The sequence below is a fragment of the Hahella sp. HN01 genome, from assembly GCF_018986435.1.
GTDB lineage: Bacteria > Pseudomonadota > Gammaproteobacteria > Pseudomonadales > Oleiphilaceae > Hahella.
The window spans coordinates 178,267-199,970 of record NZ_JAHMIN010000005.1; the positions used below are offsets into that span (position 1 = coordinate 178,267).

Annotated in this window: 22 protein-coding genes; 10 read left to right on the forward strand and 12 right to left on the reverse strand. The window is 54.0% G+C overall.

Translation table 11 applies throughout. From position 1 onward, the window contains the following. Nucleotides 1-170: 170 nt before the first annotated feature. Nucleotides 171-689, reverse strand: coding sequence for a MarR family winged helix-turn-helix transcriptional regulator (locus tag KP814_RS06920; RefSeq protein WP_216736073.1), 519 nt, complete (start codon nucleotides 687-689; stop codon nucleotides 171-173). Between the two features lie 98 nt (nucleotides 690-787). Here KP814_RS06920 and KP814_RS06925 point away from each other — a divergent pair, with 98 nt between their 5' ends. After that, nucleotides 788-1,654 carry an EamA family transporter gene (locus tag KP814_RS06925; RefSeq protein WP_216736074.1) on the forward strand — a complete coding sequence of 289 codons (867 nt, stop codon included), beginning with the start codon at nucleotides 788-790 and terminating at the stop codon, nucleotides 1,652-1,654. 7 nt (nucleotides 1,655-1,661) lie between these two features. Here KP814_RS06925 and KP814_RS06930 read toward each other — a convergent pair whose 3' ends face one another. Beyond that, nucleotides 1,662-2,249 carry a GNAT family N-acetyltransferase gene (locus KP814_RS06930; protein WP_216736075.1) on the reverse strand — a complete coding sequence of 196 codons (588 nt, stop codon included), beginning with the start codon at nucleotides 2,247-2,249 and terminating at the stop codon, nucleotides 1,662-1,664. Between the two features lie 150 nt (nucleotides 2,250-2,399). Between KP814_RS06930 and KP814_RS06935 the strand changes: the two genes are divergently transcribed. The 3 genes from KP814_RS06935 to KP814_RS06945 all read left to right on the forward strand — a co-directional run bounded on the left by KP814_RS06935 (nucleotide 2,400) and on the right by KP814_RS06945 (nucleotide 4,789). Next, nucleotides 2,400-2,945, forward strand: a complete 546-nt coding sequence (locus tag KP814_RS06935) for a hypothetical protein (protein WP_216736076.1) — start codon at nucleotides 2,400-2,402, stop codon at nucleotides 2,943-2,945. Between the two features lie 103 nt (nucleotides 2,946-3,048). Continuing rightward, a complete protein-coding gene (locus KP814_RS06940) occupies nucleotides 3,049-4,158 on the forward strand; it encodes a PQQ-dependent sugar dehydrogenase (RefSeq protein ID WP_253938216.1) in 1,110 nt (369 codons plus the stop codon). 364 nt (nucleotides 4,159-4,522) lie between these two features. Next, complete coding sequence (locus KP814_RS06945; protein WP_011400347.1) at nucleotides 4,523-4,789, forward strand: hypothetical protein; 267 nt, start codon at nucleotides 4,523-4,525, stop codon at nucleotides 4,787-4,789. A gap of 134 nt (nucleotides 4,790-4,923) precedes the next feature. Here the strand turns inward: KP814_RS06945 and KP814_RS06950 are convergent, their stop codons facing one another. The 4 genes from KP814_RS06950 to KP814_RS06965 all read right to left on the reverse strand — a co-directional run bounded on the left by KP814_RS06950 (nucleotide 4,924) and on the right by KP814_RS06965 (nucleotide 9,235). Continuing rightward, entirely contained in the window at nucleotides 4,924-6,264 is a 1,341-nt protein-coding gene (locus tag KP814_RS06950) for a sigma 54-interacting transcriptional regulator (protein ID WP_127974072.1), read from the reverse strand. Nucleotides 6,265-6,288: 24 nt separating this feature from the next. Then, nucleotides 6,289-6,906 (reverse strand): hypothetical protein, encoded by a 618-nt coding sequence (locus tag KP814_RS06955; protein ID WP_216736077.1) that lies wholly within the window; start codon nucleotides 6,904-6,906, stop codon nucleotides 6,289-6,291. A 15-nt stretch (nucleotides 6,907-6,921) separates the two neighbouring features. Then, nucleotides 6,922-8,361 (reverse strand): HAMP domain-containing sensor histidine kinase, encoded by a 1,440-nt coding sequence (locus KP814_RS06960; protein ID WP_216736078.1) that lies wholly within the window; start codon nucleotides 8,359-8,361, stop codon nucleotides 6,922-6,924. Between the two features lie 115 nt (nucleotides 8,362-8,476). After that, complete coding sequence (locus KP814_RS06965; protein WP_216736079.1) at nucleotides 8,477-9,235, reverse strand: sulfite exporter TauE/SafE family protein; 759 nt, start codon at nucleotides 9,233-9,235, stop codon at nucleotides 8,477-8,479. Between the two features lie 369 nt (nucleotides 9,236-9,604). On the opposite strand from KP814_RS06965, the gene KP814_RS06970 reads away from it, so the two are divergent. After that, nucleotides 9,605-9,937 carry a hypothetical protein gene (locus KP814_RS06970; RefSeq protein WP_216736080.1) on the forward strand — a complete coding sequence of 111 codons (333 nt, stop codon included), beginning with the start codon at nucleotides 9,605-9,607 and terminating at the stop codon, nucleotides 9,935-9,937. Between the two features lie 13 nt (nucleotides 9,938-9,950). Here KP814_RS06970 and KP814_RS06975 read toward each other — a convergent pair whose 3' ends face one another. Together KP814_RS06975 and KP814_RS06980 are read right to left on the reverse strand one after the other, a co-directional pair. Further along, nucleotides 9,951-10,697 carry a TerC family protein gene (locus tag KP814_RS06975; RefSeq protein ID WP_216736081.1) on the reverse strand — a complete coding sequence of 249 codons (747 nt, stop codon included), beginning with the start codon at nucleotides 10,695-10,697 and terminating at the stop codon, nucleotides 9,951-9,953. Between the two features lie 23 nt (nucleotides 10,698-10,720). Continuing rightward, the gene (locus KP814_RS06980) at nucleotides 10,721-11,602 is read right to left on the reverse strand and encodes a DUF4922 domain-containing protein (protein WP_216736082.1); all 882 of its coding nucleotides are present in this window, start codon (nucleotides 11,600-11,602) and stop codon (nucleotides 10,721-10,723) included. A gap of 293 nt (nucleotides 11,603-11,895) precedes the next feature. On the opposite strand from KP814_RS06980, the gene KP814_RS06985 reads away from it, so the two are divergent. From KP814_RS06985 to KP814_RS07000, 4 genes are all read left to right on the forward strand, one after another. Continuing rightward, nucleotides 11,896-13,110: a DNA cytosine methyltransferase gene (locus tag KP814_RS06985; protein ID WP_216736083.1), complete on the forward strand. Its 1,215-nt coding sequence runs from the start codon at nucleotides 11,896-11,898 to the stop codon at nucleotides 13,108-13,110. A 43-nt stretch (nucleotides 13,111-13,153) separates the two neighbouring features. Continuing rightward, nucleotides 13,154-13,546, forward strand: a complete 393-nt coding sequence (locus KP814_RS06990; protein ID WP_216736084.1) for a very short patch repair endonuclease — start codon at nucleotides 13,154-13,156, stop codon at nucleotides 13,544-13,546. Nucleotides 13,547-13,688: 142 nt separating this feature from the next. Further along, nucleotides 13,689-14,849 carry a hypothetical protein gene (locus KP814_RS06995; RefSeq protein WP_216736085.1) on the forward strand — a complete coding sequence of 387 codons (1,161 nt, stop codon included), beginning with the start codon at nucleotides 13,689-13,691 and terminating at the stop codon, nucleotides 14,847-14,849. Then, a complete protein-coding gene (locus KP814_RS07000) occupies nucleotides 14,843-15,577 on the forward strand; it encodes a hypothetical protein (protein ID WP_253938217.1) in 735 nt (244 codons plus the stop codon). Before KP814_RS06995 ends, KP814_RS07000 begins: the two co-directional genes overlap by 7 nt. A 131-nt stretch (nucleotides 15,578-15,708) precedes the next feature. Here KP814_RS07000 and KP814_RS07005 read toward each other — a convergent pair whose 3' ends face one another. The 4 genes from KP814_RS07005 to KP814_RS07020 all read right to left on the reverse strand — a co-directional run bounded on the left by KP814_RS07005 (nucleotide 15,709) and on the right by KP814_RS07020 (nucleotide 18,918). Further along, nucleotides 15,709-16,254 carry a hypothetical protein gene (locus tag KP814_RS07005; protein ID WP_216736086.1) on the reverse strand — a complete coding sequence of 182 codons (546 nt, stop codon included), beginning with the start codon at nucleotides 16,252-16,254 and terminating at the stop codon, nucleotides 15,709-15,711. Nucleotides 16,255-16,418: 164 nt separating this feature from the next. Next, the gene (ansA, locus tag KP814_RS07010; RefSeq protein WP_216736087.1) at nucleotides 16,419-17,444 is read right to left on the reverse strand and encodes an asparaginase; all 1,026 of its coding nucleotides are present in this window, start codon (nucleotides 17,442-17,444) and stop codon (nucleotides 16,419-16,421) included. Further along, complete coding sequence (locus tag KP814_RS07015; RefSeq protein ID WP_216736088.1) at nucleotides 17,441-18,241, reverse strand: alpha/beta fold hydrolase; 801 nt, start codon at nucleotides 18,239-18,241, stop codon at nucleotides 17,441-17,443. The genes ansA and KP814_RS07015 overlap by 4 nt, the downstream gene beginning before the upstream one ends. Beyond that, nucleotides 18,241-18,918, reverse strand: a complete 678-nt coding sequence (locus KP814_RS07020; protein ID WP_164887409.1) for a DUF1722 domain-containing protein — start codon at nucleotides 18,916-18,918, stop codon at nucleotides 18,241-18,243. The genes KP814_RS07015 and KP814_RS07020 overlap by 1 nt, the downstream gene beginning before the upstream one ends. A gap of 435 nt (nucleotides 18,919-19,353) precedes the next feature. Here KP814_RS07020 and KP814_RS07025 point away from each other — a divergent pair, with 435 nt between their 5' ends. Next, nucleotides 19,354-21,702, forward strand: a complete 2,349-nt coding sequence (locus KP814_RS07025) for a molybdopterin oxidoreductase family protein (RefSeq protein WP_253938218.1) — start codon at nucleotides 19,354-19,356, stop codon at nucleotides 21,700-21,702. The last annotated feature ends 2 nt before the right edge of the window (nucleotides 21,703-21,704 follow it).

The following is a 21,704-nucleotide window of genomic DNA, read 5'->3' on the forward strand; positions in this document are numbered from 1 at the left end:
GTGGATAGTATCTTGCGGGTCAGATTATTATTTGATCATAAAATTAGAATAAATATTTCTATTGGTCAATAAAAAAGAAAATTTGTTTTATTTATGGGCGATGTTGAGCTAAGGAGCGGTGAGAATAGATAACGACGCAGCCGGGATGAGCTGCGTCTCGCGGGACAGCGTTATTGCTTGTTTTCGATGGTGACCAGCCATTTGCGCAGCAGACCGGCTAGCTGCTCTTGATCTTCCCCTTCCAGCTGCTTGAGAAGCTCCCATTCAGTTTCCACATGACTTTCCACCGCCTTGTCGATCAGCTCCATGCCCGCGTCAGTGAGCGCGACAATGACGCTGCGACGGTCATTTTCATCGGGCTGGCGTTGTATCAGTTGTTTGCGTTCCAGCTTGTCCAGACGGTTGGTCATGGCGCCGGAGGAGAGCATCGCCGCTGTATAGAGCTGTGTGGGTGTGAGGCGATAAGGCGCGCCTGAGCGGCGTAATGTGGCGAGCACATCGAACTCATCTATCGAGAGTCCGTAGCCAGCCAGCGTTTCCTTGATCGTTTGGTGGGTGAATGCGTGTATCCGGTGTAAGCGCCCGAAAATGCCCATAGGCTGGGCCTGCAGGTCGGGTTTTTCGGTTTTCCACTGCCGCAGGATAGCGTCAACATGGTCTTTTTGATCGTTCTGATTATTTTTCTTCATATAAAGATACTTGACGTTAAGCTAGTTAAAGAGGAATATCTCCACATAAAGATATCACGTTAAAAACGAGCGTAAACAGAAAACTTGAAGGAATTGTTGTGTATTGGTTGCTTGGCGTACTCGCCCCGGCCGTATGGGGCACCACTTATGTCGTCACTCAGGCTTGGTTGCAGGATCTCGGCCCCTTGTGGGTCTCCGTATTGAGGGCATTGCCAGCCGGGTTATTGTTGATGTGTCTGGATCTGAAATCCCTGCGTCATATGGACTTGCGTCGCAGCGCCATTTTAGGCGCGTTGAACATCAGCGTATTTTTCTTTTTTCTGTTCACCGCGGCGCTTCGGTTGCCCAGCGGCGTGGCGGGCACGTTGATGGCGCTGACGCCGCTGACCACGCTGCTGTTTCTATGGTGGTGGCAGCGACAGGCGCCGAATCCCATTCAGCTGTTATGTGCTTTCGGCGGTTTGATCGGCGTGGGAGTGGTGATATTCCAGCCTTCTTCCCAAGTTGATCCCGTTGGCGTCGCCGCTTCTTTCGGGGCGGTTGTCAGCCTGACCGTGGGCACCTTCCTGGCCAAGAAATGGTCTCCGCCCAAAGGCATTTTGGCGTTTACCGGATTACAGTTGTTTCTCGGCGGGATGGTGTTATTGCCTTTGGCCTTTTTACTGGAGGGACCCATGCCGACGCTGAATCGTGAAGCGATGCTGGGACTGCTGTGGGTGGATCTGGTGAATACCGCTCTGGGCTATCTCGCCTGGTTTATCGCCATGCGTCGTTTGCCTGTCAGCGCCTTGAGTTTCCTGGCGCTGCTGAGTCCGGTCAGTGCGGTCATCAGCGGTCGTCTGGTGCTGGAAGAATGGTTTACGCCTGCACAGTATGCGGGGATCGCGATGGTGCTGCTCAGCGTGACGCTGGCGCAGTTCGCCAAGGCCAAACCTCAACCGAAGATGGCGCAACAGGCTTCCTGAAACCGTATCAGGCCCCCGGGCGCAGCCAGAAAATCATCGGTTTAGAGCTGGCTGCGCTGTCCCCAATATCTTTCCAGGAATACTGAGTGACCATATTGGGATACTTGATGTAGCCCCGCTTCACCCAGAACAGATCCATCGGGCGATAGCCCGGTGGACGCATAGGATGGTCGAGAGGACGATCCACGGTGCAAAACGCGGTGACGCTGTAGCCCAGTTCTCTGGCGAAAGACTCCCGCTCATCGAAAAAGCAGTGCCCCAGTCCCTGTCCGCGAAATTCTGGCTCAAGCACGGACTCTCCAAAATAAAACACGTTTCCTGCGGAGATACGGCGGTCTCGGAAAGGCTGCAGGAACTCTTCATCCGCATCGCTTAGCGGCAATCCGGTCGATACGCCAATAACTTTATTTCCCTCCTGCGCCAGCACAAACAGGCTGTTGGCGGAGTCGGCGTAGTTGGCCAGATAACTTCTCTCGTACTCCATATCTCCATCGTAAAGATAAGGAAATTCACGAAATATCCTGATGCGCAGTTTGGCGAGCTCGTCCAGCCAGGGATGAATGGCGGCTCCGGCGACACGGGTAATTTTTGCCATAGCTATGCCTCTTATGGTGGTTGGACGCCGGCTTTTATTCCAATTGGTTGCAAGCGCCGCAAGTATATTGCCAGTTAATCTAATCCTAGGCTGGTTAAACGGCGTACACTAATGTTGAGTGTAAATTTTTTTCAGCGAAGGAGGTCTTCGATGAAAAGGCTTTATTATCTGACGCCCACATTGCAAAGCGCAGAAAGAGTGTCTGAAAGTCTGCATGAGCATGGCGTTACTGACTGGCATTTTCATATCCTCAGCAAGGACGAGGCGGGTTTGACTCGTAGACGTCTGCATTCCGCAAACGTGCTGCACAAGCTTGATCTGATTCACTCTATGGAGAGAGGTCTGCTTTGTGGCGGTCTGTTGGGCGGAAGTTTTGTAATAACCGCAATGATCTTCAGTGAGCTGGGAGACTTGGCGCCGCCCGCCGTATGGATCGCGTTGTTAGTGTTTTGTGTGTTGGCAGGCACCTGGATTGGCGGTATGGCGGGCGTCAACATGGAGAATTACAAAATTCGTCGTTTCCATGACGCCATTGATAAAGGCATGCACCTGTTGATGATTGACGTGCCGAAAGAAGACGAGACTGTCGTAAAAACGCTATTGGCTCAGCAACATCCTGACGCTGTCGAACAAGGTGAAGATTCAACGATCATCAATCCTTTTACGTCGGAAGACGGCAAAGTTCATATCGTTTGACGCCTTTCATTGGCGGCGAAAACAGCGCCGCCATCTTACACAGGCGGGAAGCTGGTTTGCCCGCCTTCGCCTCGTTGAGTCTGGTTTAGACATTGAGGATGGCATGAAAGGATTTGTTTCCAGGGCCCTTCGCGGCCTGATGTTAATCGCCTTATTGACGACGCAAAGCGCTGCAGGCGCAGATAAGTTTAAGGTAGAGACGGTGTTGCAGTACTTGGATCAGCCATGGAGCATGGCGTTCCTTCCCGATGGCGGCCTGCTTGTCACCCAGAAAACCGGCGATCTGTTACACATAAACCTCAAGCAGCAAAGCTTCACCGTGGTGAAGGGAACCCCTGAGTCCGTGGTTCATGGGCAGGGCGGTTTGCTGGATGTCATACTGCATCCTGACTTTGATACGAACCATTGGGTCTACCTGACGTTCACGCAGAAAAAGCCGGACGGATACACCACTGCGCTGGCGCGAGGCCAGTTGCAGGGCGATAAGCTGACGGGAACGAAAGTCCTGCTCAGCGCTCGCGCAGTGAGCAGCGAGGGCAGACATTTTGGATCGCGGTTGGCGTTTGATGACCAGGGTCTTTTATACATGACCATCGGCGACCGGGGGGATCGTCGTAATGCGCAAAACCTGCAGTCTCATGCTGGTAAAGTTCTGCGTTTGACGGAAGACGGGGCCGCGGCTCCGGGAAATCCCTTTTTGAATCGTGCTGGCGCATTGCCGGAAATATTCTCCTATGGCCATCGTAATCCTCAGGGTCTGACATACGACTCGGTCAGTCAGCGATTATGGCTGCATGAACATGGTCCCAAAGGCGGAGATGAAGTCAATCTGATTCAAGCCGGAAAAAATTACGGCTGGCCTTTGGTCACCTACGGGAAGGAATACTGGGGAGGAACCATTTCTGAGCAGACGGAAGCGCCCGGTGTGGAAAAGCCTGTCTGGTATTGGGACCCATCTATCGCGCCGTCTGGCATGGCGGTTTACAGAGGAGATATGTTTCCTCGGTGGCGTGGGGATTTGCTGGTCGGCGCGCTCAAGTTTCAATTGTTGGCCCGGGTGGAAATGAATGAGGCGCGGGCGCAAAAGGAAGAACGCTCCTTGCAGGAGCGTAAGTCGCGTATCCGGGACGTCAGAGTCGGGCCTGATGGCGCCGTATATGTGTTGACTGACGGGAGCAACGCGGAGTTGCTAAGGCTGTCACCCGCTGATTAGACCGCTTCTGCAAGCAGGCTTTGTCGCTGATAGCAGACATGTAACTGTTTGATATTTATATATTTATTTTTACCTGCAAATCATCCTGTCGCCGATCGGAGACAGAAATCCCTTATCTTGCGCACCCAAAATCCAGCCTTAGGCCAGCATTTATTCGTATCTTTTTGAAAATAAAAGAATTTTCTAAGTTGGCGCCGATATTGTTACTTATCTCTTCGAGGGGAAGCTGAAGTGGCCGACGCCGGATCGCTGGACGCGAAAGATCGCGGCAAACAGGCCGAAGGCTTCAATTCACCGCCAATGAAAAGCGCACTCCGGAGAGAGCGCGCGATATACCACATAAAGTGAAAGAGGAAAGTTTACCATGAAGAAGATTGTTGCCTTTGCATTAGCATCTGTTCTGGCTGGCCCTGTTCTGGCTGAAGATACCCAGACTACAGACATGATGGAATCTGAAGCCGAGTTTGTCGCATTAGATGCTGACAAAAATGGTTCAATCTCCCAAGAAGAAGCTGCCGCAGACGCTGGTCTGGCGCAAAGCTTCGCTAAAGCAGACGCTGACCAAGACGGCGCTGTAAGCAAGGACGAGTTCGTCCTGTACACTGGCGAAGCTACTGCAGCTGGTCAGTAATTGACCCAACCGGCGCTTTACGCGCCGGTGACACGTTCTTTACTACCTAAAGAACTGTCTTCCTAGCCCTGTTGATGTCGTTTTGAACTCTAGATGAGTTGCCGGCCCCTTCGCAGCGTTCCAGTTCGGCGGAATTAGCTGTTCTTGAAGGCGGCCGGATCTATTTCATACTTAGCCAATAGTTTGTAGAAATCCGTTCTGTTCCTCTGGGCCAGTCTGGCCGCCTGACTCACGCTTCCTTCCGTAATTGACAGCACTTTGGTGAGATAACCGCGCTCAAAGGTCGCCCGCGCTTCGTTGAAAGAAGGCAGTTCCGGCGCACGATTAGCCAGCGCCTGTTTAACCAGCGCCGCGCTGATGATGGGATTAGTGGTCAGCGCAATCGTCTGCTCCACAACATTCACCAACTGGCGGATATTGCCGGGCCATTTGGCTTCGCATAGCAACGCCATGGCTTCCGGAGCAATGCCTTTCACGAATCCGTTACGCTGATCTTTGCGTGTGGACAGGATATGTTTCACCAGGGCGGGAATGTCTTCTGCACGTTCTTCCAGAGGAGGCAGTGCGAAATTGACCACATTCAGGCGATAGTACAAGTCCTCGCGGAACTCGTTCTCCTCCATGGCCTTTTCCAGATCGCGGTGCGTCGCCGATAAGATGCGCACATCCACCGCTTCGTTTTCCACTGAACCCAGAGAGCGAATCTGTTTTTCCTGAATGGCGCGTAACAGCTTCACCTGAAGAGACAGCGGCATGTCGCCGATCTCATCCAGAAACAGTGTGCCGCCGGAGGCGGACCGGAACAGTCCGGGATAATCTTTGACGGCGCCGGTAAACGCCCCTTTGGTGTGGCCGAATAACTCTGATTCCAGCAACTGTTCCGGCAACGCGCCGCAGTTGATGGTGACAAAGGGTTTGTTGGCGCGGGGGCTGGCCTTGTGAACCGCTCTGGCCAGCAACTCTTTACCGGTGCCGCTGGGACCGGTAATGAGGATGTTGACGTTGGTTTGCGCCGCCATTTTGGCCTGGTCAAGCAACTGCTGCATGCGACTGCTGGTGCTGATGATTTCCTCGCACCAGGATTCGGACATGTGATGCTGAGTCTGCGACAGCGCCGCTTCAATGGTGTTGAGCAGCTGTTCCTTTTCAATTGGCTTGGGCAGGAAGCCGAACACCCCTTTTTGCGTGGCGGCTACCGCCTCCGGAATGGTGCCGTGCGCAGTGATGATAATCACCGGCAGACTGGCGTTGATCGTCTGCACGCGTTCGAACAGGCCGATGCCGTCGATCTCGTCCATGCGCAGATCAGTGATCAGCAGATTGAATTTATTTTGCTGCAGTTGCTTCAGCGCTTCCGTGGCGGACTCAACCGCATACACGTCATAGCCCGCAGACTCTAGTCGGATCGATAGCAAACGCAGCAGGCTGCTATCGTCGTCAACTAACAGGATTCTCGGTTTGGCGGGATTTTTCATAGGCTCGACTGATTCTTGTCTGAATTAATACTGGTCCTGCGTCTCTTTCTTTTCCGTGAGATTCTGCTCGATGTTGGTCAGCGCCTCAATCTTCTTGCGCAATTGATCGACCTGACGTTCGAGACGTGCGTTTTCCCTTCTTAACTGACTGGTGGATGAAATGCCGTCGAGACGGAACTTCAACTCGGACTTCAGCCAACGCACATAATCGTTGGGAACAGCGTCTTCCGACTCCGGCATGGTGTCGATAAGCAGCATGGCTTTACGCCAATTATCGGGACCGCCAGGCAAGGCGGCGAGTAAGGTGGCGCGTTGCAGGTGTACTTTCCAGACGGGAATGCTGTCCTGAGGAATCACCAGCAGGCTTTCCAGGGCCAGTAGTCTGGCTGAACGCTCTTCCTGGCTTAAATGCTCTCCGGTGAGATAGTAATCCAGCCAGTTATACTCGGGACTTGCTTCCTGCGACTCCGCCACTACCGCATCCGTCTCTTGAACCGACGCATCGACAATCTCTAACTGCTGGATTCCGGGTTGGCTGGCGGGGCGATTATCAACTTTGCCCCCACGCTCCCAGTCCATCGGCCACTGGACACAGGCCGACAGCGATAAGCTCAATGGTATGAGGTAGAAGTAGCGTTTCATAAGTAGTGAATGTTCCTATATTGCGCTGACGACTGTCCGCGGCAGATAAATGGCGAAACTGACCAACTGTCCAGTCGTGGTCAGCAGCTTGAGCTCGCCTCCCTGAGTCTGTATGCAGTCACGCGCCACAGACAAACCGATGCCCGACCCTTTCACTGCGCCGCTGCGTTTGACCGAACCCTGGTAAAAAGGTTCGAAAATGCGGCTGCGTTCTGCTTCCGGGATCGGCGCGCCCGTGTTGGTGACGCGCAATATAAAGTGATCGTCTTCTATATTCCACTCCAGCCAGATGCGACCCTCGCTGGCGCCGTAGGCGATGGCGTTGGAAATCAGGTTGTCCAGAGCGGAGTGCAACCGCGGACGCTCCGCGGTCAGCGTCAGTGGCGGACCGCCGACGCAGATAATCTGGCGCTTGTGCGTCAGCGACAGCCAATGCAGATGCAGAAGCTCTTCGACCAGGGCGGACATATCAAAGGTCATTTTTTGCGCTTGGCCGGAAAAATTCAAGCGATTGAAACTTAACAGATTCTCAATTAACTGCTGCAGCGCGCGGCCGTTTTCATTCACAAGATGGAGCACTTCACGCTGACCATGGGAGATCTGTCCCACTACCTCTTCCTGTAACAAGGCCACACCCTCACGAATACTCGCCAGAGGAGTCTTTAATTCATGAGATACATGTCGCAGGAACTGCTGCTTCTGATCTTCGACTTGAGATAAGCGTTCCTGCAATGAATTCAGTTCTTCAGCCAGTTGCACCAGCTCTTGTGGACCAAATAACTCGATGGGTTTTTGGCGACCGATGCTGAGTGTGCGAATCGCTGTTTTGAGTTGTCTGACGGGGCGCACGATGAGATAGGTGAACAAGACAATCAGGGCGAGAGTCACCGGCGCCAGCACCAGCGAGGATTGAATCACGTTTTCTCGCGCCTGGGCGGCGGCTCGGCCCAGCTCATGCAGCTTATCTTCGGAAAAGGTGCGGGCCTGCAGGATCAAGCGGTCGGCGGAGCGTTGCAAAGAAGAGAACTCCGCCATTTCCTTGGTCAAAGCCGGACTGTTGGGCTTCTCTTTCTCCAGTTTGGTTTGCAGGTCCCGTTGCTGTTCTTTGACGTCCGCCAGCAAGGCTTGCGCTTCGGGAGTGCCCAGCAATTGCGCTATTTCAGTCAGCGGCGCCAGGAATTGTTCGGAGGCGGACTTGAACAGATCCACCAGCGCTTTATCGCCAATGACCATGTACTGACGCGCAACCCTCTCCATATCGATCAATGAAGCTTTGGCGTTGCGGCCATTCTGCGCCATGGCGACGGAATCTTCGGTCACTGCGCGACTATCCAGCGCCAAGGTCTGTAACGAGACGGTGGTGTGGTATAGCAACAGCCCTAATGGCGCGACTACTGTCATCAGGGAAATAAGCACCAATTGCCAGACTGCTTGGGGTTGAAGTCGCTTGAACATGATTTTCCGGAAAACGCGCGGCGGGGCCGACAGATGTAGACGTGCAAAGGGCAGCCTACCGTTAAGCCGCAGTACTGTCTAGCGTTGCTACCGCGGTTTAATCTTGCGTTTAGAATCAGAGCGCAAGCGTTTTCAGGCTGGACAGGGTAATGCTGACGCCGATGAGCAATAGCCCGACAAACACCATCCGGCGCAACTGCGCATCCGCCAGAGGCAGGCGATTACGTTTCGCCGCCAGCGTACTCAGCCATACTACTGGCAACCCCGCCAGCCACAGCCACCAGGACTCCGGCGATATACTTTGCAGCGCAAGAGCCAGGGTGACCCGAAGAATAGAAGAGGTAAAGAACATCGCCTGTAACGTGCTGCGGATAGCGTCCAGGGACAGAGGCTGGCGATACATCAAAAAGGCCGCAGGCGGGCCGAAAGTGGAGAAGAGTCCGCCCATCACGCCAGCAATCGCGCCAGTGGCGGCGAAGGTTGCGTCATGACTGGGCTGAGGCGACGCATGAGGCTTGAAGGCGATGATCAGGCTGCTGACCGCCAGCGCAACGCCGAGCGTCAATTGAATATAGGCGCTATAGGCCTGCGCATGCTCCAGCAGCCAGACGCCGGCGGCGATACCGGGGACGGCGGCGCTCAGACACCAGAATAACGAGCGCCATTGTACATGATGAGTCATGCCCTTCAGAGCGGTAGTGGTGTTGGTCAGACTGAGCAAACTGATGGCCAGCGTGAGTGTTTTCAGGTCGGACAAACCTAATAAAGTGCACCCGCCAAGAAACACCAGACCAAACCCGAAACCTACCCAGGTCTGAATGGCGGCGGCGCCAGCGAGAATCACAAATATTAACGACCAGTCAACGAAAGCCATAACCTCAACAACCTGTGTGAAGACGAGGGATATGACCGGCCAGGCCTGAAACAAGTGCTTGGAAGCCACGCTTCGCTTGCGACGAATACATGCGACTGGGCCGGTGAGGACCTTTGCGGGGAGCCCGCAAGAATGCCGCAGAATAGCGCAAAATTTGACGAGGGGTCTAAGTAAATGCGCAATCGGGGTGCACATGTTAGGTATTAATACCTATAATGCTTTCCGGTAATAAGGCGACAGTCTGTCTTGTTAGGGTCCGTCGAGCGGGGTGAAGCCTGTCTTCAGCATCCTCGGGCCAGGATTGGCTTGTCGCTTGCTTAATATTGCCGTCGAAAGATGTAGGAAGTACCAACGCTATCAGGAGGAAGCATGGTCTATACAAAGGAAGCGATCGACTTACTTCAACTACTAAGACGCAGGTTCCGTGACGAGGACATCGGTCTATTGCATCTGAACGATCCAGAGGCATTGGAGCATGTAATTGTCTGGGCGCAGCGATCAACCAGTGGAGAAACCAAAGACCTGGCTTTCAAGCTGGCGCAGATCGCCAATATGCCGCTCAGCCGTCGCGATCTCGAACGGTCGCCGGGCGAAATGAGCCGGCGCTTGTACCGGGGCCAGGAAATTCTGGTGGAGCCCAAATCCAAGGAAGACGGGAATGAGCGCCCGGTGCGTATGTATCGCGGGCAGGTGGTCGCCTGATCCCGATCATGGCTTAATCGGCGTTGTCAGTGGCGATAGCCTGGCGACGCCGCAGATTTTTTCTGCGTTTCAGATTCAACATTTCCACCGCCACTGAGAACGCCATGGCGAAATAGACGTAGCCCCTGGGGATGTGGAAATCCAGCCCTTCGCCGAGCAAGGCGACGCCAACCAGAATCAGAAAACTTAGCGCGAGCATCTTGAGGGTAGGGTGTTTGTCGACAAACTCTCCCACTGGCTTGGCCGCCACCATCATGATCAACACGGACAAAATAATCGCTGCGACCATTACGGGAATGTGATCCACCATGCCGACGGCGGTGATCACGGAATCCAGACTGAACACCATATCGAGAATGGCTATTTGCGCGAGGGTGGCGACAAAACCGGCTGACTTGGCTGGCTTGTCCGATTCATCGGCGTCGCTCTCCAGATCATGGTGAATCTCATGGGTGCTCTTTGTCAGCAGAAATAGCCCGCCGCCGATAAGGATGAGGTCGCGGCCTGATATTTCCTGGCCCAACAAGGTGAAAAGCGGAGCGGTCAGCGTCATGATCCAGGTGAGTGACAGCAGCAAAAGCAGGCGGGTGATCATCGCCAGACCCAGCCCTGCAATGCGGGCTTTGTCTCGCTGGTGCGCTGGCAAACGCCCGACCAATATGGAAATAAACACGATGTTGTCGACGCCCAGCACAATTTCCAGGGCGGTAAGCGTCGCCAGGGCGATCCAGGCTTGCGGGTCCAACATCCATTCAAACACCAGTCTGCTCCTTGTCGGTAAGGTTAGTCAGGCGGAAAAGCGGCTTCCCGCAGCACGTTCATGGGGCCTGCCGCCTTAATGGTGGCGAGTTGCTCTTCCTTTCCGCACAACAAGGCGCCGACAAACCCGAGGGCGTTTATGGAGATTCCCTGAAAGCGCTCGTTACGGCGAGGCGTTAACATCATCCAGCGGCGAGTAGCCAGTAGATTGTAGGGAGCGGGCGGCAAATTGGGCGTAGTAACTAGGCCCAATTCCAGAAGCCATTGGCGGTAAGTTGCGTGCAATGCAGCCGGTTCAGGAAGCGGATCAGAGAAGCGCACGAACCTGTGGCGAAATGGCAAAGATTCTTCAGCCATGGGCGACGACGCCAGAAAAGCATCCAGCGGCGTTTTGTTATCCCTTAAGTGGGAGGACAGCGGCAACGGAATCGTCTGCAAATGTTTGTGTCTTTGGCTTGCCCCCGCCAGTTTGCCGCCGTTGAAGAACACCAGACCATCCACCTCCTGCAACGACCAATGCAGCGCTTGCATGTCAGACAGGCTGAGCGCTTCGCTTTGTTCTTCGAATTGGGCCGTCACCATCAAAAAGTGATTCGGCAATACGTTGAACTTGTTGAGGAGACAGACGTAGTCATCGTTAATGTGTCCTACGTATAGCGCCTCGTCATAAGGCAGAAACGGATTGGCGGCGGTTTTGGGTGCGGAACCGTCTTCCTGCAAGGTGGCGTTGGCGTTCTTACGTTCAAGGTTTGTCAGCAACCGCAGAACGAAAGGGACGCCTTTGTCTGGATAGATTTCCTCTTGCGTGGGAAGGGAAACCAGTGCGCCGCTGGCCTGGGCGCTTTCTGAAACCTGCCGCAGCCGTTCGAGCAGCGCTCCGGGCGTTAGCGTAATCTTGCTCGACATGGTCGGCGATGACTCCGTTGCTGTTAATCTGATGGGCAACGAGAGCCCTTCTATTCGTCTGTAATGAAGCGGCTCGCGTATGTCTGGCACTGTCTTCAGCGGCGTGTCGCCGCGCAGTGGCGTACGGGAATTCAGCAATTATTGAAAGGCAGCCCATGGGAAATAGCAACCGCTAAGGCGCTGATTAACAAGATGGTCATCCAACAAACAGGCTTGTCCAGAGCGATAGGCCTTGGCTATCCGATGTGTTTCCCCTAATCTTTCCGGGTTTTCCCTCAAAGCAGTCCAGAATAATGAGCGATAAGACGTTTATAGAATTTTTCGCCGGCATTGGTTTGATGCACGCCGGATTAGTGGGGACTGGTTGGCGGTGCGAGTACGCCAACGATATCGATCCCAAGAAATACCATATGTATCGCGATCGCTTTGGCGACGCCCGCTACTATCACATCGGCGATGTCTGGGAGACCGACGAGGTTGTAGAGCGGATTGAGCAGACTCCCTTGTTGGCGACGGCCTCTTTTCCCTGCGTAGACCTGTCATTAGCAGGCAAGCGCAGTGGTTTGTCCGGGGACGAATCCGGCACGTTTTATGGTTTTGCTGCGGCGTTAAGGGGGCTGAAGGAAAAAGGCCGTCAGCCCAAAATGGTGCTGATCGAGAATGTCATGGGGTTCCTGACCGCCAACAAGGGGCGGGATTTTCAGGCGGCCTGTCAGGAGCTGGCGGATCTGGGCTACTGGATCGACGCCTTCTCTGTGGACGCCAAGCATTTTGTACCGCAAAGCCGCCCGCGGATATTCATTCTTGGCTGCCTGCAGGAAGCGCTGCCGGACGGCCACAGCCTGAAACCCGACGATGTGGTTGGCGTCGCCGATTCGGAATGGCGCCGCCGTATCGACGCCCAGGAAGGGATACGTCCCAAGAGTGTCAGAGCGGCTTTGTTGGGCATGAACTTGGCCACCGGTCTGTTCTGCCAGGACGTTAAAGACCTGCCGTCGGTCAAGACCAATCTGAGAGACCTGATTGATGTTGACGCGGGCGAATGGTGGGAGCCGGAGCAGGTCAAGAAACACTGGAATGAGATGAGCGCCGGGCACCAGAATGTGCTCAGTGAATTGAAGCGTCAGGACGAATTCAGCGTCGGCGGTATGTATCGCCGGGTGCGTAATGGCGAATCAAGAACGGAAATACGTACGGACGGCATTGCAGGCTGTTTGCGTACGCCAAGAGGGGGCAGCAGCCGGCAGATGGTGTTTGTCGCGGGCAAGGGAAAACTGAAGATGCGTTGGATGTCTCCAGTTGAATATGCGCGACTGCAAGGCGCGTCGGACTTTCCCATCAGCGTAGGCGTCAACCAGGCGTTGTTCGGCTTTGGCGATGCGGTATGCGTGCCGGCAATTGAGTGGATCGCCCGTCATTGCCTGGAGCCGATATATCACACATTGACGTTGCGGGAGAGCCGTAAGGAGAGTATTCAGGCGGACTTGTTCGCCTCCAGTACTGCCTGACGCAGGAGCAGGATTCAGCATAGGGAGCGGGGTGGCTAGCGATATGAAGCGAAGCGAAATCATGGCGGCGGTGAAGTCGAAAGACACTACCCCGGAGCTGAAAGTTCGCAAACTGCTCCACTCCCTCGGTTACCGTTACCGACTGCATGCGGGCGATCTGCCCTGCAAGCCGGATATTGTCTTTCGATCCCGCAAAAAAGTGATCTTCATCCATGGCTGCTTCTGGCATGGACACCCCTGCAAACGCGGCGCTCGTATGCCAAAGACCAACGCGGAGTACTGGATCAAGAAAATCGGTCGCAACATTGAGCGCGATCGACGCGGCTACGAAGCGCTGCATAATCTGGGGTGGCGTTGCCTGGTATTGTGGGAGTGTGAATTGAAGGACGAGGAAGCGTTGCAAGCCACTTTACAGACGTTTCTGAAAGAAGATTAATAGCATTTGTATATAAGCCTCTAATTTACAACTTCCCTAGGGTATACCCCATCAGCCCAAAGACCTCGGGCGCTTAGACGATGGTTATTTACTGTCCACTAACTAGAATTATTGCCTTTCTGGTTATTACAAGGACAGTATCATGCAGGAACGGACTCTGCCTCCCTCTCACCAACTTATCCCGTTGGAATACCCTCAGACTGGCTGGAGCCTGCGCAGAAAGCGTCATGGCAAGCAGGTGTTCATCACCCGTGAAGCAAACCAGTTTCTACTCAATTTGAACGATTATCAGAAAAACGAAGTCTATCGCGCCCTATCCAAAATCGTCGCCGAAGGCGGTTATGGGCTCACCAGCGGCGGCCTGAAAACCCGGCCCATGGCCATGCGCTCAAAGACCGACGCCATCGCAGCGGCGGGGATTCTTAATCTGGTCTACTCCGTGAACTCGGAGAAGATTGTGGTGAATGCGATTGGGTTGAATAAGAGCGTTGTGGGGCCAATGCCCGTGGCTTCTAAGGAGCGTGCTGGCTTGTATGAAGTAACACGTGAATCTAACGTTCGATACAGTAAGCAATCAAGTAGCGCTGACATCCAGACACTGACAAAAGCATGGGGACATCAAAGACCAGTGCTGGAGGTAAGCACTGCTCATGCTGCGGTAAATGGAATGCAAAACGACTTGCTTAAGGCGAGATGGCTGATGGGCGTCCACTTAGATGCAGCTTACTGGAATGATGCGGCTGATAAGTACACGTTGTTTCATAATCCCACAGCAGGTTTTGTGCAAGATGTATTCGAGTGCATACAGGATAAGGTTGGCGCATCAAAAGTCGCTAAGCAGCTGGCTGCAATTTTAATTGATTGCCAACGCAAGAAGCGGGCGATTAAGTGGGTATGTCATAGTCAAGGCGGAATAATTTTTAACCGAGCTGTTGAGCTGGTAAATGATATGGGCATAAGACTGGAAGGCCAGAAAGTGGCTATCCACGCTGGAGGAAATAAAAAAGAAAGAGCAACGGAAGCGTTCGAACGTGCAGGGCTAGAAGTCGTTGATATTGATAGAGATAACCCATTTGATTTTGTGCCAAACTTGGCGGGAGGAAATAACTGGAGTTGGTCCTCAATTCGTCGATGTTATCACTTTGCAAAGCTTGTTGTTGGTAAGCAGAACCCGATGCAGACCAGTCCGCACACGTTACCTTTTCTCAGTCTTGAAACCAGCATCCGTCATTTGCAATTGAACGGTTATGATGACGAAGCCAAACGAATGATTCGAGAGCAGAGTAGGTTAGGGAAATGTTGAAGCAGCTTTTAATGCCTGTTATTACGGGTAAGGGTCCTGATTTTTCGAGGATTAAAAATGAAGAGAGAGGTATTGGAAATTATCGCCTCTCTTTAAGCCTGCCTGGAAACGTATTGACGCCTAATCGCCCATCAGACCCTGAGCCTAGTTACCTAAACTTAAGGGAGGACTTATTTGGGCAAATTTGCCGGACGGAGTATAACCGTACTTTCGCTCGTCTTTGCTTTCAATGGTGGGGGTATAAAGGTGTTTTTTTTCAAGGGGCTATGGGGGATCTTGGCAGGCTGAGTATGTATGTTGATGTAAATAGTGTTGCGAAACATACACAGGTTGCTTGCGATGACTTAGCGAGCCTTGAGGCGTATTTGAAAAAAGATTATTGGCTCTACTATGAGGATAAAGAAGGAGTCAATTGGAAAGCTCGCGAGAGGTTTAAGGATGATCCTTTTTTAGGAGGAGAGACGCCTCCTCAATTTTTAGTCGGGCTGCCTGAAAATTATAAAAAAGAGCGAATTAATGATTTAGATTGGCTGGCGTACTCACTGACAGGAGAAGGCATAACGGGGGCGCATAAAAGTTTCTATTGGGCTTACCCACTTGATGAGAACTTTTATCTAACCGTAGTTTTTTGGGCGGACTCAGACGTCGGAGATAAAGAGATTAGGTTGCAACGCATGCTAACAGACGCCAAAAAAATCATGTCGATGGTTGAATTGCGCAAGGAGTGAGGTTTTTCGTTGCCGCCAGTTAAATCCTGAATGACCTGAGAGTTCAGGTCATTCAGGCTATCCGCTGCACTTACGTTTCTGATTTTATGTCGTGATACCGGGTCTATGCCGGTTTATAGAGATCGTTAACCTCAGGCTGCGCCTAGCGCGGCGTGTTGAGATCGGCATTGCTCTGAGCCACTGGACCAGTGATAAGTCATCTGCAGAATACGGGCGTCGCCGCTGGCGCGGTGACGAGGCAGTCCCAGCATTTGTTCGACTCTGGCGCGGGTCGCGCCCCAAACTGATTTCTGCGTTTCCGACATCAGCATGCTGAGCGGCTCTACTTTAAACTCCATCGGTACGCCAGCTTCTGCGAACAGCAGAGACAACCAGGCGAAATCCTGTCCCCAGGCGTCGCTATAGATGGTTTGCCCGGCTAATTGGGCGTTAAGATCCCGGGCCACGTCCCGTACATCTTTACCCCGGGCGGCCAGGGTCTGTCGGCTGACGCCGTGAGCCTGTTGGGCGTTTTCATCCCAATCCGTCCAGGTAGGTTGTGGTTTGATCAAACTGCAATAAGAAAATCCATCCGCGCGAATAAAACCTACTTCGATGGGGTAGCTGCCCCGGCCGAAACCAGAGGCTTCCACATCGATGATAGCAGGCAAGCTAGCTTTTGGTTGGTTTTGAGCCATGTCAACCTCGCGTTGAGTTAATGGTGAGGCTTGATGTACTTCTTCTTATTTTGCTCGGGCCCTTAGGTCCAACGTTTGATACGTGGATCTACGTACCCGCTGTTGAGTGTGCAAGCATGTGTCAAAACCGGACTTTACGCAAGCTATTCTTTATCTGTTTGATTTTATTGATTTTTCTTCGCCGTAATTTCTCCGGCGCGAGGCTTGCTCATTGCCGTCCGAATTTCGTCACTGCTTAGGCCCAGGGCGCACAAATGATGCAGTTTGGCGAAGGCCGCTTCCACGGTCATATCTCCACCGCCCAACAGGCCAGTCTTCGCCAGCTCCGAGCCGGCGGCGTAACTACCCAGATTGACGCTGCCGGAAGTGCACTGGGTCAGGCTCGTTAGAACCACTCCGCGTTTATGGGCTTGCTCCAGCGCTTTCAGGAAGGGCTTATCGAGACTGGGTCCGTTGCCGACGCCGTAGGTGCGCAATATCAGCGCGCGACAGGGCGTCTGCGTCATCGCCTCGATGACTTCCGCCTCAATCCCAGGATACAACGACAATACGCGCACCTGGGCGAAGTTATAATCCGGCAGCTCGAAGCAGATCTTATCGGGAACAGGCAGTAGCGCGTGTTGATTCAGCTCAATATAGATGCCGACATCGGCGAGATGGGGATAATTTGGGCTGGCGAAAGCTTCAAAACCCGTGGCGAGCAATTTGCTGCTACGGTTCCCTCGCAGCAATACGCCGTTAAAGTACAGGCAAACCTCAGGAATAGTGTAGGAACTGGCGAGTTCAATCGCGGTCACCAAGTTAGTCTGGGCGTCATTGCGCAGCTCGCTGAGGGGGATTTGAGAGCCGGTGACGATGACGGGTTTGGTCAGATCCCGTAACAGGAAGGACAACGCCGAGGCCGTGTAAGCCATGGTATCGGTGCCGTGCAAAACGACGAAGCCGTCGTAATCGTCATAGCGGTCGCTGATGTCTTTGGCGATACGGGCCCATTCCGGCGGTCTGATATTGCTGCTGTCGATGGGGTCTGGATATTCGAAGAGGTCGTAATCCGGCATGTCCATGGACAGGCGCGGAGGAATCTTTTCATCGATCAGCTTCTGCAGGCCGCTGACGGCCACATAGCCTTGTGGGGAGCGCACCATGCCAATGGTGCCGCCGGTGTAGATGATGAATATGCGTTTGCTCATTCGGAATCCTCGTTCATCAGGAAACGTTCAGCCACGCGAGCGAAGAGTTCCGGCTTCTCCGCGTGCAGCCAGTGTCCCGTATGCGGAATGACCCGCAAGCCCGCTGCGGGAAACAAACGCGCTATATGCTCACGATGCTTGGGCTGGATGTAGTCGGAGTTTCCACCCTTGACAAACAAGACGGGTCCCGGGAAAGGCTGCTGTGCATCCTGGCCCGCCATGATATTCATGTAGTTCTGCTGAATCGCCGGTAAATTCATCCGCCAGGAAAAGCGTCCGTCTACGCCTTTCTGCAGATTCTTCAGCAGAAACTGACGCACCGGCAACTCCGGCACGTAGGGTTTGACCAGCTCGTCGGCCTCCTGTCGGGAGGACAGCGACGCAGGGTCCAGTGCCGTGAGCCCGGCGAGAATGTCTTTGTGATGGGGTGGATAGGCGACTGGCGCAATATCCGCCACGATCAGTTTTTCAACGCGCTGAGGGTATTCCAGCGCAATCTGCATGGCGGTCTTGCCGCCCATGGAGTGTCCCAGCAGGTGGGCTTTTTCGATGCCAGCATTGTCCATGTAGCGGATGACGTCCGCCGCCATGAGGGAGTAGTCCATCATCTGCGCATGAGGCGAGCGGCCGTGATTGCGCATGTCCAGGGAGTGAATGACAAAATTATCGGCAAGCAATCGGGCGATGCCGCCCAGATTTTCCATAGAGCCGAACAGGCCGTGGATTAAAACGAGGGGCGCTTTATCTCCAGCAGATTCCTGAGTGTTTCCCTGAACGCGATGATGCAACTGCAGCATTAATGTTTACCTTCGAATAACCAACACCAATAGGCTAGTTCGCCCAAAGCCGTAGAGTTTAGCAGATAGGCGGACTGATGTTTGCCCGCCAGCAGCTGAATCTCCCGGAATACGGTCGGAAGAGGCGTGTTGTCCGGCTTGAGCTGGGAAAACTGAGAAATATAGCCCCACATATGCCAGACCGCGTTGCGTAAACCTCCCAGAGGAGGCGGCACGCGCAGGGCGGCGACCAGTTCTTCCGCCAGATCGCCCAAGGCGATTTCACGGGCGGCGACGGCGCGGCCAAGGGATTGATACATGCCTTGATTACGCGCCATGACCGAGTACTTATGCTGCGCCCACAGGGCCTGGTCGTTGCGAGGACTGGGAAGACGCGCGCCGGCTTCCGCTTGCGGCCATTGCTCTTCCACTGGCATTCCGGGGCGAGCGGGCCAGATCAAGGATTCGCCTGAGGCGTGAATATAGGGAAGGGTGCTGTTCTGCCGCAGATTAATCTCGCTGACCACCAGGTTATACATGGTCATCAATGCGTCAACGTGTCCCCGCCACGACTTTAGATGGGGATCCTGCTGGATTTTTTCCGGTTTCCTGATGGCTCCCTGCAGCATATTTAGCTGGTGCTGCAGCTGAGGTAGGCTGAGGTAGCCTGGATCGATGTCAAAAAGAAATTGTGGCATAGGGTTCGCCAGATGGCCTCTTGTTCGGTTGGTTGTCTCGTTCTCAATAGTCGTTTTTCTTATGAGTCCGTCATTTACAGCGCCAGACGCCCAAAATAACGTTTTGCAAAGGCAAAATGTAGACGCATGTGCAGCAAAGAACGACATTAATTTCCGCACTATGTGAAAAAAGTATTGCTGTTGCGATGTGAAAGCGCAGTGGTCTCGCGGTTCGGCCTAAAAAATGTCTTATTCGGCCATTGGTCTGTTGCGTGGCGGACTTTTATGATGGTTTTTACGCCGCGTTGCGGCGCATACTCTGAAGCATCGGGACCTGAGCGGTAAATATGAAAAAAAGGTTAGACAAAAAGTAACAGCTTGGCGCTGCTGGCGTCAGCCAAAAAGCTTTGGTTCCCGAACTGGATATAACAATACCAAGAAGAGCGAGGTCTGCGCATGACTGTGAATACTGGCGCCGAACAAGAATCCCGGCGACTCCATTTTAGAAATTGCACGCTGTGCGAAGCCATGTGCGGTCTGCGCATCGAAACCCATGGCGACGAAGTGGTCAGCATCAAAGGCGACGCCGAGGACCCCTTCAGCGAGGGGTTTATCTGCCCAAAAGCGGTGGCGTTGCAAGATCTGCAGAATGATCCAGACCGCTTGCGCCAACCATTACGTCGCACCGCTGACGGCTGGGAGGAAATTTCCTGGAGCGAAGCCCTGGATTATACCGCGCAGCGCCTGATTCAAGTGCGTGAGGAGCATGGGCGCAATGCGTTGGGTGTCTACCTGGGCAACCCCAACGTGCATGACCATGGCAATACTCTTTTTATTCTGCCTTTTCTGCGCGCATTGGCCACCAGAAAACGTTTTTCCGCCACGTCCCTCGACCAGCTTCCGCATATGCTGGCCAATCTCACCATGTTTGGAAATCAGGGCCTGTTTCCAGTTCCTGACATAGATCGTTGCGACCTTTTCGTTTGCATTGGCGGCAATCCTCTGGCGTCCAATGGCAGCCTGATGAGCGCAGGCGGCGTTGAGCGCAGACTCAAGGCCATTCGTGAGCGTGGGGGCAAAGTCGTCACTATTGATCCGCGTAAGGCGGAAACAGCGAAAGTAGCGGACGAGCATATCTTTATCAGACCTGGGACGGATGTGTTGCTGTTGCTGGCTATTATCAACGTCCTGTTTGATGAAGACCTGGTCAATCTGGGCCATCTCGCCGATATCACGGAGGATGTGGAGCTACTCAGATTGGCGGGAGAAGCTTATCCCGCCGAACGCGTCGCGGAAGCGACAGGCGTTGCGGCGGACGACATTCGGAAGCTGGCCAGAGAGCTTGCGCAGACCCGTCAGGCAGTTTTATACGGGCGGATGGGCGTCAGCGTGCAACGCTATGGCGGCTTGTGCGTCTGGTTGATTTACTGCATCAATATATTGACTGGCCATCTGGATCGTCGCGGCGGTCTGATGTTTACCCAGCCCGCCATTGACCTTCCCGCCATCGGCGCGATGTCCGGACATAAAGGGCATTTTGATCGCTATCGCAGCAGCGTGCGCGGTTTGCCTGAATTTGGCGGCGAACTACCGGCGGCGACACTGGCGGAAGAGATCCTGACCGAAGGGCCTGAGCAGATTAAAGCCATGGTGGTGGTGGCGGGCAATCCTGTGCTGTCTTCACCCAATGGCGGACGGCTGGACGCGGCGTTCGATTCCCTGGAGTTTATGGTGAGTATTGATATGTACGTCACCGAAACCTCCCGTCATGCGGATATCATTCTCCCACCCGCTGGTCCCTTGCAACGTAGCCATATCGATATTGTGTTCGCCGCGCTGGCGGTGCGCAACACCGTGAAATACTCCCCGCCGCTGTTTCCCAAAGAGGACAACGAGCTGCACGACTGGGAGATATTTCTGGAGTTGTCGCGGCGTTTGAGCAGTCGCGATTTGCGCTCGTCTATTGAAGCGGAAATCAAGTACAAGCTGCTTAAACGCCTGGGGCCAGATGGTCTGGCGGATATCTATCTGCAGCTGGGTCCCTATGGCCGCGACCTGCCGGCGTCGGAGCGCTGGTCCGGTTACCTGGAGAGAGCGTTGCAGGCGCTGCATCCCGGACATCCGCTGCGACAGCTCTGGAAACAGGGCCCCTTGAGCGATGAAAATCGCGATCTGCCGAAAGGGCTCTCGATCAAGACATTGCTACAGCATCCGCACGGCGTGGACCTTGGGCCTCTGCGTCCCTGCCTGCCGCAGCGACTGTTCACCAAGGACAAGCGCATTAACCTGGCGCCAAAGATTTATCTCAACGACCTGTCCCGGGTGAAAGCGCTACTGAATGAAAGCGGGGACGACGCGTTGCTGTTGATCGGGCGTCGCCATGTTCGCTCCAATAATTCCTGGCTGCACAATAGTCATCGTCTGGTGAAGGGCAAAAGCCGGTGTACGTTGCTGATGCATCCCCGCGACGCCAGCCGCTATGGTGTGCGTGACGGCGAAGACGCGGAAGTGCGCTCTCGGGTGGGCGTTGTGGTTCTGCCTGTGGAGGTGACGGACGACATCATGCCCGGCGTCGTCAGTATTCCCCATGGGTGGGGACACAAGCGCAGCGGCGTCAACTGGCGCACGGCCAGTGCTCATGGGGGCGTCAGTGTAAACGACCTGACGGACGAACTATGGGTTGATCCACTGTCCGGCAATGCGGCGTTGAATGGCGTTCCCGTGACAGTGAAGTCCGCAACCGGTCGCAAAGGTAAAAGCCGAAGCGCTGGCGCGCAAAAGCAGGGCGGCTCTGTAGCGGTTTAGCT